8 protein-coding genes are annotated in these 13,397 nt (G+C 60.8%); 4 read left to right on the top strand and 4 right to left on the bottom strand.

What is annotated here, in order from left to right:
• Window positions 1–12 precede the first annotated feature (12 nt).
• From ACSQ8R_RS16285 to ACSQ8R_RS16275, 3 genes are read left to right on the top strand one after another with little or no spacing between them, the layout of a single operon-like run.
• Window positions 13–1,650: an AMP-binding protein gene (locus tag ACSQ8R_RS16285; protein ID WP_436254340.1), complete on the top strand. Its 1,638-nt coding sequence runs from the start codon at window positions 13–15 to the stop codon at window positions 1,648–1,650.
• Window positions 1,647–1,880, top strand: coding sequence for an acyl carrier protein (locus tag ACSQ8R_RS16280; RefSeq protein WP_436254339.1), 234 nt, complete (start codon window positions 1,647–1,649; stop codon window positions 1,878–1,880). The genes ACSQ8R_RS16285 and ACSQ8R_RS16280 overlap by 4 nt, the downstream gene beginning before the upstream one ends.
• Window positions 1,880–3,118 (top strand): type III PLP-dependent enzyme, encoded by a 1,239-nt coding sequence (locus ACSQ8R_RS16275; RefSeq protein ID WP_436254338.1) that lies wholly within the window; start codon window positions 1,880–1,882, stop codon window positions 3,116–3,118. Before ACSQ8R_RS16280 ends, ACSQ8R_RS16275 begins: the two co-directional genes overlap by 1 nt.
• A 23-nt stretch (window positions 3,119–3,141) precedes the next feature.
• On the opposite strand, the gene ACSQ8R_RS16270 is transcribed toward ACSQ8R_RS16275, so the two are convergent.
• Window positions 3,142–4,581: an exopolysaccharide biosynthesis polyprenyl glycosylphosphotransferase gene (locus tag ACSQ8R_RS16270; protein WP_436254337.1), complete on the bottom strand. Its 1,440-nt coding sequence runs from the start codon at window positions 4,579–4,581 to the stop codon at window positions 3,142–3,144.
• 354 nt (window positions 4,582–4,935) lie between these two features.
• Between ACSQ8R_RS16270 and ACSQ8R_RS16265 the strand changes: the two genes are divergently transcribed.
• A complete protein-coding gene (locus ACSQ8R_RS16265; RefSeq protein WP_436254336.1) occupies window positions 4,936–6,525 on the top strand; it encodes a GMC family oxidoreductase in 1,590 nt (529 codons plus the stop codon).
• Window positions 6,526–6,567: 42 nt separating this feature from the next.
• On the opposite strand, the gene ACSQ8R_RS16260 is transcribed toward ACSQ8R_RS16265, so the two are convergent.
• The 3 genes from ACSQ8R_RS16260 to ACSQ8R_RS16250 all read right to left on the bottom strand — a co-directional run bounded on the left by ACSQ8R_RS16260 (window position 6,568) and on the right by ACSQ8R_RS16250 (window position 13,330).
• On the bottom strand, window positions 6,568–7,764 hold the full coding sequence (locus tag ACSQ8R_RS16260) for a glycosyltransferase family 2 protein (RefSeq protein WP_436254335.1): 1,197 nt from the start codon (window positions 7,762–7,764) through the stop codon (window positions 6,568–6,570).
• 332 nt (window positions 7,765–8,096) lie between these two features.
• Window positions 8,097–8,732 (bottom strand): 4'-phosphopantetheinyl transferase family protein, encoded by a 636-nt coding sequence (locus ACSQ8R_RS16255; RefSeq protein WP_436254334.1) that lies wholly within the window; start codon window positions 8,730–8,732, stop codon window positions 8,097–8,099.
• Between the two features lie 17 nt (window positions 8,733–8,749).
• The gene (locus tag ACSQ8R_RS16250; protein WP_436254333.1) at window positions 8,750–13,330 is read right to left on the bottom strand and encodes a MupA/Atu3671 family FMN-dependent luciferase-like monooxygenase; all 4,581 of its coding nucleotides are present in this window, start codon (window positions 13,328–13,330) and stop codon (window positions 8,750–8,752) included.
• Between the last annotated feature and the right edge of the window lie 67 nt (window positions 13,331–13,397).

The raw sequence follows: 13,397 nt of genomic DNA, 5'->3' as shown, positions 1-13,397 counted from the left end.
GAGGAGTTTGCCATGAACGCGTTGACCACCAACTTCTACCAGCTTCTGGCTGACAACCTCGGCGCGAGGCCGGGCAAGCCGGCGATCATCGACGGCCACCGCGCGACGAGCTATGCCGCGGTCGGGGCCGACGTGGATCGACTGGCGGGTTATCTGCAGAGCCGCAATATCCGGCCGGGCGACCGGGTGATCGTGCACCTGCGCAAGAGCCTCGCAGAGGTCACCGCCATGTTCGCCATCGCCAAGGTCGGCGGGGTGATCGTCAACGTCAATACGCAATGGACGGTCGAGCAGCTCGAATATGTGGCCAACGACTGCGGTGCGCGCCTGATGATCGTCGAGCCGCGGGTTGCCGAGGTTCTTGGCGCGCGTAAGCTGCCTGATACGGTCGATAGCGTTCTGGTCAAAGGCAAATTGCCGGCCGAAACCATATTCGATGTCTGGGACCATCTTCCGGAAGATCTTTCAGGCGACGAGATCGCGCGCCTCGACACGGAACTGGCGATGATCATCTACACGTCCGGTTCGACCGGCATGCCGAAGGGCGTGATGCTGACCCATCGCAACATCGTTGCCGGCGCCCGGTCGGTATCGCGCTATCTGGGCCTGCGGGAGGACGACCGGTTGCTCAGCGTCCTGCCCTACAGCTTCGACTACGGCCTGAACCAGTTGACGACGATGATGCTGATGGGCGGCACCGTCGTGCACCAGGCGGTACCGATGGCCACCGAAATCGTTCTGGCCATGCAGCGGCATCGGGTGACCGGGGTGGCCGCCGTGCCACCGCTCTGGAGCCAGATCGTGCGGCTGCTGAAGGACAACCCCGTGGAGTTTCCGGCGCTCCGGCGGATCACCAATTCCGGCGGCAAGATTTCGCTCAACATCCTGGAGCAGATACCGCGGGTCTTCCCGGATGCGGATGTCTATCTGATGTACGGGCTCACCGAGGCCTTCCGCTCGACCTATCTCTCGCCGCAGAAATTTACCCGCAAGATGGGAGCGATCGGTCAGGCGATCCCCGGCGCCGAAGTCTATGTCATCAAGCATGGCGAGGGCATCGCCCATCCCGGCGAGCAGGGCGAACTCGTTCATCGCGGTCCGCTCGTCAGCCTCGGATATTGGGGCAAGCCGAAGGTGACGGAGCAGAAGATCCGGCCGTGTCCGGAACTCTGGCACCTGATCGGCGACGAACCGGTCGTCTATAGCGGCGATATCGTCCGGATCGATGCGGATGGCGATCTCTGGTTCATCGGCCGCAACGACGCGATGATCAAGACCAGCGGCTTCCGCCTCAGTCCGGATGAGATCGAGGATCTCGTCTGCCGCAGCGGCGTCGTGGCGGAGGCGGTCGCCTTCGGCGTCGATGACGAGGAACTGGGGCAAACCGTGCATGTGGCGATAACGCCGATCGGCGAGTTCGACGAGGAAGCGCTGCTGCGCTACTGCCGGCGCGCAATGCCGTCCTACATGGTGCCGCGGCAGTTCCATGTCTGGTCGGAAAGCATGCCGAGGACGTCGAGCGGCAAGCTGGCGCGGCCGGACGTGGTGCGCCTTTGTCGCGAATGGATGCAGGGCGGGGAAATTGCCCTAAGCGCGCCGCCGCCCGCAGCTCAGATCAAAGTGACCGAAACAAGGGAGAACCTGCAATGAGCCTTACCCATGGAAAGTTGATTGGTTACCTGCAGGAATCCCTGAACATCGCCCATGCGGACAGCGAGAGCGAACTGTTTTCCTCAGGTCTGCTCGATTCCGTTTCGATGGTGAACCTGCTGGCATTTATCGAACAAACGACGGGCATTTCCATTCGCGCCGAGGATGTGACGCTCGAAAATTTCGATACGCCGGCGCGGATCATCCGTTTTGCCGAAGCCAGCGCCTGATGAACCACTATTCGGCGCTCGATGTCTGGCTGCAGAGTGCGGCCGCGTCATTCGGAACCCCTTCCTATGTGTATCTGGCATCGGCGATCGAAAGCCGGTCGGCGCTCCTGAGGCAAGCCTTCGAGGGGCGTTTTGCGCTGAGCTTTGCCGCAAAAAGCAACCCCAATCCGGCGTTGCTTTCCCTTATGAAGGGGCAGGCGGAATATCTCGACGTCTCCTCCATCGGCGAATTCAGGACGGCGATTGCGGCGGGATGGGAGGCCGAGCGCATCAGCTTCACGGGCCCCGGAAAACGGCAGTTCGAAATCCGGGAGGCGATAGAATGCGGCATTGGCGAACTGATCCTGGAATCGGTGCGTGAGGCGGTGCTTGCCAACGCGGTCGCCGGCGAGCTCGGACGTGTGCAACATGTCCTGGTGCGCATCGCGCCGACCACGGTTCCCAAAGGGTTCGGCGACCAGATGGCCGGCCGGCCGTCGGCCTTCGGCATAGACTGGGAAGATATCGCAAGAGACATCCCTGACATTGCGGCTCTGCCCAATCTCAAGATCGTCGGGCTGCACATCTATTCCGGCACGCAATGCCTGAAGCCCGAGGCAATCTGCGAAAATTATCGCAATTTCATCGGCATTTTCCGGGAGGTTTGCGAAGCCTACATTCCTCGGCCGGAGAAGCTGGTGTTCGGTTCAGGGCTCGGAATTCCCTATCATGACGGCGACCTGCCGCTCGACATCTCCGCGGTGGTTGCCGGCATCGCACCGGATCTCGACGGTCTCAAGGCGTTGCCGCAATTTGCCGAAACCCGGCTGGTGCTCGAACTCGGGCGGTATCTCGTCGGCGAGGCCGGATATTTTCTGACGCGTGTCATCTCGGTCAAGGAATCGCGCGGCGTGCGGATCGGCGTCTGCGATGGCGGCATGAACAACCACCTGCCGGCTTCCGGCCATTTCGGGATGGTGATGCATCGGAACTATACGATGCACAAGGTCGGCGGGCAGGGCGAGCCGGAGAAAGTCAATCTCGTCGGCCCTCTTTGCACCTCGATCGACCGGCTTGCCGTCGGGATGATGCTGCCGCGGATCGAAGAGGGTGATCTGGTCGCCGTGCACAACAGCGGCGCCTACGGGCTGACGGCAAGTCCGATCCATTTCATCAGCCACGCGCCGCCCTGCGAAGTTCTCATCGAGGCTGCCGGGATGCGGGATGTCACCCACATCCCGGCGCCGCCATCGAGATAAGTCCGCCCGATCCCTCAATGAAATCAGTAGGCCTTGCCGAAATCGCAGATCTCGATCGCGGTGCGGACGACGATCTTCATATCCAGCCAGAACGACCAGTTGTTGATGTACCAGAGGTCATGAAATATCCGCTCTTCCATCTTCTCGATGTTCGGCGTCTCGCCGCGGCAATTGTTGACCTGGGCCCAACCGGTCAGGCCGGGTTTGACGTGCCGCCTGAAGGCGTATTTGGCGATCTGGGCGTCGTAGAGTTCGTCATGGGCGAGCGCATGCGGGCGGGGGCCGACGATCGACATCTCGCCTCGCAGGACGTTCCAGAATTGCGGCAATTCATCGATGCTCGTAGCGCGGATGACAGCCCCCACCCTCGTGACGCGGGGATCGTTCCTGGTTGCCTGGCGAATGTCGCCCGAGTCTTCCATGACGGTCATGCTGCGGAATTTCAGGATTCGAAACGAGCGGCCGCCATATCCCTTGCGGACCTGCTTGAACAGCACGGGACCTTTGGAGTCGCATTTGATGGCGATCGCCACTACAACCAACAACGGAAACAGCGAGAGGATGGCCGTCAGCGAGAAGACGATGTCGAATGCCCGCTTGGTGCTGCGTTCATAGAGGCTCAACGGCGGCCGCTGCGTCTGGAAAGCGGTCATGCTGCCGATCCTGCGGGCCGGGGCGCTGGTCAGCCGGCCGACGACTCCATCGAAGATGACATTGACCGGCAAGGCCGAGCGCCTGAGTTCTCCAAGGTAGAATTCAAGATTGGAGACGTTCGGGTCCCGCCAGACGATGAATACTTCATCTATGCTGTCGGTCTCGCTCTGCCTCAGTCTCTGCAGGGCGTTTGCCGGCAGCAGATTTTCATCCGAGAGGCGTATGATATGCGCGAGGGTCATGCCGCTTGCAGCGGCCTCGTGCTGCCAGTGTTCGGTCGAGAACTCGTCGTGGCAGATCAGCAGTACCCGCCTCATCTTGAAGGAGGCGGCCGCTGCCGCCGACGGCAGATACCAGTGCCAGAACAGGCGGGTGCAGATCAGCCCGGACAGTGAGATGACAGCGGTCATCAAGATCGCCCCGCGCGAGAACGTCGTGCCGATCTTCAGAAAGAAGATGACTGTCAGCAGGAAGCCGAGGGCGCTTGGGATAAGAATGCAGATCAACCGGATCTGTGGCCTCAGGAGCTGGATGTTCTCCGGGCTGTAGGCCTGGGCGCTATGCATGGCGAGTACGAAGATTGTCGATAGAACAAGGCCGATACCCACAAAGAGTGAGGGATCGGGCACAGATCCGAAAACGACATACTGATAGCCCGTGAAGCCGATACCGGTTGCTCCAAGAAGGTAGATGAAGTCCGCTGCGGCTGCCACATAGGCGATTACATGATATTCCAGTCCTCCTCGCGGAAGTTTGTGCTCATACGATATGTAATCGTTTCCGATGTCCGGCTCAAATGGTGTGCTCATCGTTAATAAACCCCTACCAGCGATACGAGTATAGCCGAGGAGGGAGTGGGCACAATGTATCCCGCCTACCTCCTAAGAATGATCTCCCTATTACCTACTTTTGTTGCTGGGCGGATTGAATACAATCCAAGAGGTATAACGTGCAGTTTGCAGTCATTTTTTTAGTAAATCTTTCGATGTGACTTAAAATCCGGCATAGAATTTCGTTTTATATTTCTGATGCAATGCTGATCGGTCGCTTCCGCTGAAAAAATGGACGCTGGCAGCGAGTTGAAATGCTGGGCTCTGCCTACGAATGAGCCTCGCCGGCTGAAGGCTTGACCGCCACGGCCCTTGTTTTGAGTTGGGGGGTGGATGGAGTTTGAATGGGACGTTGCCATCGTCGGCGCGGGAATGGGCGGAGCAGCAACGGGATACGCCCTGGCAATCGCCGGGCACCGCGTACTTTTCATAGAAAAGGGTCTCGCCCACTTTTCGCAGGAAGAGCGTGATGACCCCGATAGTCCGGACGAAGCGAAACGCCTGAGAAATGGCCGGTGGCCGCAGCAGATTTCCGGCTCCGTGGATGCCCGTGCCGTACGGTTTTTTCCGGCACTCGGCTGCGGCGTCGGCGGTTCGACGCTTATCTATGCGGCAGCGCTCGAACGGTTTTCCCCCAGCGACTTCAAAGCCGTCGATAAATCCGGCAGGCCGTCCTGGCCGATCCACTATGAAAACCTTGAACCTTTTTATCGCAAGGCGGAGCGCCTCCTGCATGTGCGCGGCAGCCAGGATCCGCTGCAGCCACACTCGGAGATCATCGAGCCTCCTGCCATGACGCGATGCGACCAGCATTTTTTCGAGTCGGCGCAATCGAACGGGATGCATCCCTATCGGGCTCATACGGCCTGCCGCTATATCGACGGGTGCGGCCAATGCGGCGGCTTCATCTGCCATAAATCCTGCAAGCAGGATGCGCGCCGGGCATTCATCGAGCCGGCACTGGCGACCGGCAACGCCATGATCATCGATCAATGCAACGTGGAAAAGGTCTCGGCCGACGACGAGGCGGTTACTCAATTGTCGTGCCGGAGGAACGGAGACGAGCTGGCGATTGTTGCGAAACTCTACGTACTCGCGGCCGGCGCGCTTTCCACACCCTTGCTTCTTCTCAACTCCACCAACGAATTTTGGCCGAACGGCCTTGCAAACACGTCGGACCTCGTGGGGCGCAACCTGATGTTCCACGCGTCGGACTTCTTCGCTGTCTGGCCTCGGGGCAAAACCCGTGTTTCAGAGCCGGGAAGGTCGATCGGTCTTCGCGATTTCTATGAATATCAAGGCCTTAAGCTCGGCCTCATCCAGTCCACCGGGCTGACTGCGACCGCCAACAACGTGCTTCATTTCCTGAAGTCACTGATCGACCAGAATGGCCGGGCCTGGCTGAAGCCGCTCAAGCCCCTGATGCGCATTCCGGCGATGATCGGCGCTCTTGTCTCCGGCAACGCAACGATATTCACCTCTATCCTCGAGGATTTGCCCTATCCCGAAAATCGCGTGAAGCCTGATCCGGAAGATTCCGCCAGCATCTATTTCGAATATACAATTCACAACGAATTGCGGCAAAGAATGCAGGTCTTCCGCAAGCTATATCGGAAGGTATTCAAGCGGCACCGGATGATGATGCTGGGCTCCGAAGTCAACCTTAACTACGGCCATGCCTGTGGGACGTGCCGTTTTGGTCCGGATCCCGCCACCTCGGTATTGGACGTCAACAACCGTGCGCATGACCTGGACAATCTCTATGTCGTTGATGCGTCGTTCTTCCCGACCAGCGGAGGGGTTAATCCAAGCCTGACGATTGCCGCTAACGCCTTGCGTGTCGGAGAGCATATCGCTCAGAAATTGTCCGCCACAAAGGCGAACCGGATAGAGACCTGCATGGTTTCGGATACCGTCTCCTGATCCGAGCTTCCGAAGGGGCAACGCCTTTCCGGTCTATCCCGGTCAGTGATTCCTGTTTCGATCGGTTCTGATCCAGGCCGCCCCGCCAGCCTGAAGGATATGACGCGGATAAAGCCTCAGCTTCCTGAACATGTATCCCGGAATGTCCACCATGGCATGCATGGGAAGTGTACGTCTGCCATGACGCCACCACACTACCGACAGCGCGATATCGAAAGCCAGGATGCTGATGATTGAGATCGCCAACGGCAGGATCGCAATGCCGGAAGTTGCGAGGGGGACTGCCGCAAGCAGCGAGAGCAACAGAAGCGCGGTCAGCAATGTCAGCGGCGGTATGAGCGCATCGACGACGAGAGCCAGATAGGCCCGGCTCCGCAACGTATTGACGTCGAGCAGGGTCGAGAAAAGGTGTGCCGTCAGCGCGAAGCGGCCCGCGTTCCATCGGGAGGCCTGTGTTTCGAGGCCCTTCTTCGAATATGGAAACCTGCTGCTTACGGCTGCGGCATCGCAGAAAATCGGCGCGTGGCCGGCCCGCGCAAGATCCAGCCCAAGCTTCATGTCTTCGACCAGGTTGCCGTTCGCAAGCGCGGCATCCCGCAGGGTGGCCCATGGGAATGCCATTCCCGAGCCTGTCAGTTGCGCGGGCAGCCCGAATCTCGCCAGTCCGAGAGGCCGGATCCGATTCTTCAGAAGGAACGCAAATTCGGAGACCGCAAGGTTGATGCTTTCATCCTGCGGGGCGACCATCAGATAACGCGACTGGACGGGTCTGCCGGTTGCCGCGGTCATATAGGCGAGATTGTCGAGCGCTCCCGGCTCGAGCCAGCAATCGGCGTCTATGACGACCACCACGTCCGGCGGAAGGAGGCCAAGATAGTTGACGCCAGCGTCGAGGGCATATCCCTTGCCGCGGCGAACCGGATCGAACCGTACGATGACATCCGCGCCCGCTTCACGTGCCAGCGAGGCGGTGAGGTCGGTGCAATTGTCGGCGACGACCACCAGGCGGTCGCCGTCGCGCATCTGGCTCTGGATACTGTGCAGGGTATCGATGATCTGGAGTTCTTCGTTATGCGCCGGGACCAGAACCGCAACTTTCGGTCGCCGGCCGTTCTGACGTGGCGGTTGGCTCCGCTCGCCGGTACTTCCGGCAAGACATTCAATCGCGAAAAAGACAGTCGGAACCAGAACGACGACGGACAATAACAGTGCCGCAACGATCAGTATGTCCTGTTGCATGATTTACCCTCCGGCGACGCGTCTCAAGCCGTCAATCATAGCCGGAGGGCCGAGGGTTCTAAGCTGACCACGCTACACCGTTCGAGTATGCATGGGCTCATCCTATTTCGGGGCAGGTGGAGCCACCTCGAACGTGCCTACGCCCATTTGATGGGTGCCGGATCAATTGAAGTCCGACCTCTGCGCCCAATTGTGCGATCCGATGCAATTCGTTGAGCGAATGCAGCCGGTTACGGGAAAATATGACTGAGGATTGTTGACTGTCCGCCTCACGGTAAAACGAGCTGGGCGTCGTTCCAGGGGGTACGGCGGGCCCGGAGCCGGTGGAGGCTTCAGCGGATAATCATGCCGGCGACGACATACCCGTCGCGCAGCCTGATCTGACCCACCAGCCGGTCGCCGGTCTTGAAGGGCGGGACATCGATCTCGAAATATGCGGCGAAATGCCCGTCCGCCAGGTTCAGCTCGATGCGGATGGCCTCGAAGCCGAACATCGTGCGCGTCAGGCCGTACTGGCATTTGTAGGTGCATTCCTTGGCGCTGAAGATCGCTTTCACCAATCGGCCGCGAATCCCCCATTGCTGCCGGTTGAGCCATTGTCGCTCGCGCGGGATGCAGATCTCCTGCGCATAGGTGTCGTCGAGCGGCGTCGCTTCCTCAATATCGAGGCCGAGAGCCTTGATGCCGTCCGAATGGCGGCCAATGGCCGCGACGCAGCGGGTAGTGGAGTGGCTGATACTTCCGGCGATCCCGGCCGGCCAGATCGGCGCCCGGTCCGACCCCACGGGTATGGCCATTCCCGGCAGTCCCAGATGGCGCATGGCCTGCCTGGCGCAGATGCGGCCGGCGGTGAACTCCTGTTGCCGGCTTTTCACCGCATTGGTGATCGCCGTTCTCTCTTCAGGATAGAGTTCCGAAACGTCACCGAGCAGGTCGGCTTCGGCGACCGACACGGAAGGGTCGAACATGCCCTCCAGCAGCATAGCTAGACCTTGGTCTCCACGCGAACCAGCGTGGGACGCCGTTCCATCGCGTTGCGGCGCAATGCGGCCCGCTCGGACGCCCGGCTCAACTGTATATCGGCCTTCCCCTTGCCGGAGATATGGTCGGCGAGAAGAGCAACCGTCGGGAAACGGAAGAGATCGGTGATCGTCAGATCCGGCGCCAGCTTCGCCTTCATCTCGCGATGGACCTGGACCGCCAGGAGCGAATGCCCGCCCAGAGCGAAGAAATTGTCGAATATGCCGACCTTCTCGAGCCCAAGGGCGCGACCGAAGACCTCGCTGATATCCCGCTGCAGATTGTTGGATGGTTCGATGAACGTGGCCGGTGGTGCCTGGAGCTTTTCCGTCGGTGCCGGCAGCCTGTTGCGATCCACCTTGGCGTTCGGGGTCAGGGGGAAGGCTTCCATCGTCACGAAATGTGAGGGTATCATCGCATCGGGCAGCGCCTCGGCGATATAGGCCCGTAGTTCCTGCTCGTTGACGGGAGTACCGGCTGTCCGGATGTAGGCAACGAGGCGCACGTCGCCGGGACTGTCCTTACGGGCGACCACGACCGCCTCGCGGATGCCGGCGAACGTGCCGATCCGTGCTTCGATCTCGCCGAGTTCGATGCGATGGCCGCGTATCTTCACCTGATGATCGGTGCGGCCAAGGAAATGCAGGATGCCGTTCCTGTCGAAGCGGGCAAGGTCTCCCGTCCGATAGATCCGGCCCTCCATGAACGGGTTGGGCAGGAAGCGCTCGCTCGTCAGCTGTTCGCGGTTGTGATATCCCCGCGCGACGCCGTCGCCGCCGATATAAAGTTCGCCGACATCGCCGGGCGGTACCGGATTGCAGGCGTTGTCGAGCACATAGAGCTGGGTGTTGGCGATCGGATGGCCGATCGGTACGACGCCCGTCGATGGGCCGGCGGTGAATGTCGAAGACCAGATCGTCGTTTCCGTCGGGCCGTACATATTTTCGATCGTCGCATCGGTGACGGTTCGCAAGGCTGCGAGAAGCGAGCCCTGCAGCGCCTCGCCGCCGAGGAAGAGATGGCGGACGTCACTTAAGGCGGCGCGGTCCTCGTCGATCATCATGAACATGCGGGCCATCGAGGGCGTGCATTGCAGATGAGTGACCCGATGTTTGCGGATCTCTTCCGCAAAACCGTCGCCGACCTCGTCGGGGGCGGGGTTCTTGCTGGTTTTCACCACTTCGGCCAGCAGAGGCAGCCTTTCCAGGACGATATCGTCGGCGAGGCCGAAATCGATGAGGCAGGCGATGTCGTCGACGCCGGCCGCCTTGACCTGATCCAGCCTTTCCAGCGCATCTTCGGGCGTACCGAACAGGCCGCTATCCTCGAAATAACGCAGGAAGGCGAATTCCAGGATGGCATCCATCTCCTCGGGCGCGAGCGACTGGAGGTCGATATCCATCGGCTGGGCGATGCCCTGCGGCTTCTTGAATGCCGGAAATGCCCAGGCATATTGCTTGATGAGGGCGGCTGCGCTGCGCAGATATTCCTTCATCGGGCCGCGCGCTAGATCCCGCACCTCATCGCGATCTTCACCGAGGAGGGTGTGGAGCATCAGCGTGACTTTATAGTCCGCCGGATTGCGGCCGGTCTCGGCCAGCGTCTGCCGGTAGATGCGGATCTTTTCCGCAAGCTCGTCGACCGACTGGCCGAGCAGGTGGGTCAGGACATTGGCACCCAGCCGGGCCGCTTCCCGGTAGCTTTCCGGATTGCCGGCCGTGGTGAGCCAGACAGGGAGTTCCTTCTGGACCGGTCGCGGCTGGGTTACGACCGCAACCGTGCCGCCGCCGAAATCGAAATCGACGCTGTCGCCGCGCCACAATCTGCGGACGACCTCGATGTCGCGGGTGAGGCTCGCCTTGTTCTTCGGCGGTGCGTTTTCCGGCCGCAGCACAAAGTCTTCCGGCATCCAGCCGGATGCGAAGGCGAGTGCGACGCGCCCGTTGCTGAGATTGTCGATGATCGCCCATTCCTCGGCGACGCGGGCGGGATGATGGAGCGGCAGAACGCAGCTTCCGGCCCGGATCGAGAGGTTTTTGGTGACAGCCGCGACGGCCGCGCCGGTCACCGCAGGGTTCGGATAAGGGCCGCCAAAGGCATGGAAATGGCGCTCCGGTGTCCAGACGGAATCGAAGCCGTTGGCATCGGCAAATTTCGCGCCTTCGATCAGCAGTCGATATTTGTCCGGTCCGGATCCGCCGTCATTGCCCCAGTAGAAGAGTCCGAAATCGAGGTTAGTACCTCTTCCGGCGGAAGACGTGCCCTTAGCTTTGGCTTCGATGACTTCCGAGGAATGGACAACGACCTTGAAGCCGCGGGCAAGCGTCCAGAAGAGTTCCAGAACGGAGATATCGAAGGAGAGGCTGGTAACGGCCAGCCAGACGTTGCGACGGTCCGTGGTGCGCGGCACCCGTTCGTCCATGCCCGCGAAGAAATTCACGACGTTGCGATGCTCCAGCATCACGCCCTTTGGGAGACCGGTGGAGCCGGAGGTGTAGATGACATAGGCGAGATTGCTCGAGGCGACGGCGGTTACCGGACGCTCCGCTATTGCCTGGTTTTTCAGGATATCCTCGACACACAGGAAATTGCTGCCATCGAGCGTCTCGGATTTCGCAAGGCGCCGCTCGGTCAGAACCAGCCTGGCGCCGCTGTCCTTGATCATGAATGCCAGGCGATCGGCCGGGAAATGCGGGTCGAGCGGAATATAGGCGCCGCCTGCCTTCATGATCGCGAGCGCACCGACGACCAGATCAAGCGAGCGCGGAAGATAGAGGCCGACGGTGACGTCCGGGCCGACGCCCTGGGCTATCAGCGCTTGGGCGATCCGGTTCGCCCGTTCGTCCATTTCGCGATAGGAAAGTGAGCGGCCATGGAATGCCAGGGCTTCCGCATCCGGCGTCCGATCGACCTGGCGCTCGATAAGCTGGTGAACACAGGCGGCCGTCTCGTATTCGCGCTCGGTCCGGTTCCAGTCGAAGAGGACCATGTTCCTGTCGGCATTCGACATCAAAGGCAGGTCTTGCAGCAACGTCGCGCGGTCCTCGAACGCCGAGGCCAGGACCGCAAATGCCGTCGCGAGATCCTGCGCCTGCCGCTCGTCGATACGTGTCCGATCATAGAGCAGATCGGCTCTGGTCTCGCCGAGCCGGAATGTCAGGGCGCAGCCCTCGATCTCGTCTGCGAGCGCCGGATTGGAGATGTCCGCGACACCGATCGTCAATTCCGGCGCCGCGAGGCCGGGATAACGATCGACGAGATCGCGGCAATAACCCTTACGCTCGTCCAGCACCTTCAGCGACCGATCGACATTGCCGAGCAGGTCATCGACCGAGGCCTGCACCGTGGAGTCGATCCGCAGCGGAATGGATGTCGCGAAATAGCCGGGATGGCGGGCACCGAGGTCTATCAGCCTGTCGTTCCTGTAGGCGAGGTCGAATACCGGCTGGCCGGAAACGCGGATCAGGAAGGCTGCCGTCAACGCGACGCGCTCCTGCCGCGAAAGCTGCCCGGAAAAAACCAGAGGGATGATGCGGATATCCGGGGCCTGGCCGGCTTCCGATGCTTTTATATAGGGAAGGGCGATATCGGTACCGGCTTCGAGTGCGCGGCGGAAGAAGCTCTCATGCCGCGCAAGAGCGGCGACCGCTTCCGATAGAGCGGTCTCGTCCGCCTCACTTGGAAGCGGTAGCCGATCGCCCGGACGTAGTGCCGAAGAGAGCGTGACCTGCCTCGCGCCATCCTTGCGGGCGGCCTCGAGCAGAACAGGCATGTCCGCGGTGCCGATCGTCGCGCCATGGGCACCGACGGACAGGACCAGACCAGGTTCCCCGTTCAGTTCGCCGTCGAGGATGCGAAGGTTCCTGACGGTGAAGACGTCGTTGCCGAAACGGACCTTGGGGGTTGCGAGCGGATTGAGATAGGTGGGGCCGAAATCAAGGCCGCGTACCAGACGGGAAAGCTCGCCTGCCGAAGCGGTGAAATCGAGCCTACCGGCGGCCGAAGGACGCTTGTGCTGTCCGTAATAGGTGCGGGTCGCGAAATCCTGCCGGCGCGGGTTCAGGGTGCCGCGCTCGATATCGCCGAGCATCTCGGAGAACGTCGTGATGCCGGCTTCGAAGCATTTCGTGTTCAGCGTCAGGGCGGTGTCGTCCGCGTTGATCTCGAAATGCTGCTGCGCGTAGATATTGCCTTCGTCGATCCCTCCGGTCATCGCGTGCCAGGTGATCCCGTGCCGGTCATGGCCTTCGAGGATCGCCCAGGCGGGTGTATTGAGGCCTGCCATGTCCGGCAGCAGGCCGTCATGGAAATTGGCGGCGCCGATGCGCGCATGCCGCCAGATCGCATCGGGCACCATTTTCAGGTTGGCGATGCTGAACAGCCAGTCGTAATCGTATTGGGTCAGCTGGGCGGCGTAATCGCCTTCCTGGGTTATGACCGGGACGCCCTGGGCCTCGGCCCAGTTCCTGACCGATGCGTTCGAGGTCGCTATGGCCTCGATCCTATGCCCGCGCCCCCGCAGAATTTCAGCGCATTGAACCAGCAATAAACCGCCACCGATCAAAACACACTTCAATTCGCCCATAAAGCTTGTCCCCACTCGTTGCTGTTCC

This window comes from Neorhizobium sp. LjRoot104 (genome assembly GCF_964253725.1).
Taxonomy (GTDB): domain Bacteria; phylum Pseudomonadota; class Alphaproteobacteria; order Rhizobiales; family Rhizobiaceae; genus Neorhizobium.
The sequence above is the reverse complement of the archived record's forward strand: the minus strand, read 5'-3'. Positions and strand labels throughout refer to the sequence as shown.

Bases quoted from the DNA above. Each gene is read 5' to 3' on its own strand.
- ACSQ8R_RS16260 (WP_436254335.1), bottom strand. From the start codon at position 7,764: ATGCAACAGGACATACTGATCGTTGCGGCACTGTTATTGTCCGTCGTC.
- ACSQ8R_RS16275 (WP_436254338.1), top strand. From the start codon at position 1,880: ATGAACCACTATTCGGCGCTCGATGTCTGGCTGCAGAGTGCGGCCGCG.
- ACSQ8R_RS16285 (WP_436254340.1), top strand. From the start codon at position 13: ATGAACGCGTTGACCACCAACTTCTACCAGCTTCTGGCTGACAACCTC.
- ACSQ8R_RS16280 (WP_436254339.1), top strand. From the start codon at position 1,647: ATGAGCCTTACCCATGGAAAGTTGATTGGTTACCTGCAGGAATCCCTG.
- ACSQ8R_RS16270 (WP_436254337.1), bottom strand. From the start codon at position 4,581: ATGAGCACACCATTTGAGCCGGACATCGGAAACGATTACATATCGTAT.
- ACSQ8R_RS16265 (WP_436254336.1), top strand. From the start codon at position 4,936: ATGGAGTTTGAATGGGACGTTGCCATCGTCGGCGCGGGAATGGGCGGA.
- ACSQ8R_RS16255 (WP_436254334.1), bottom strand. From the start codon at position 8,732: ATGTTCGACCCTTCCGTGTCGGTCGCCGAAGCCGACCTGCTCGGTGAC.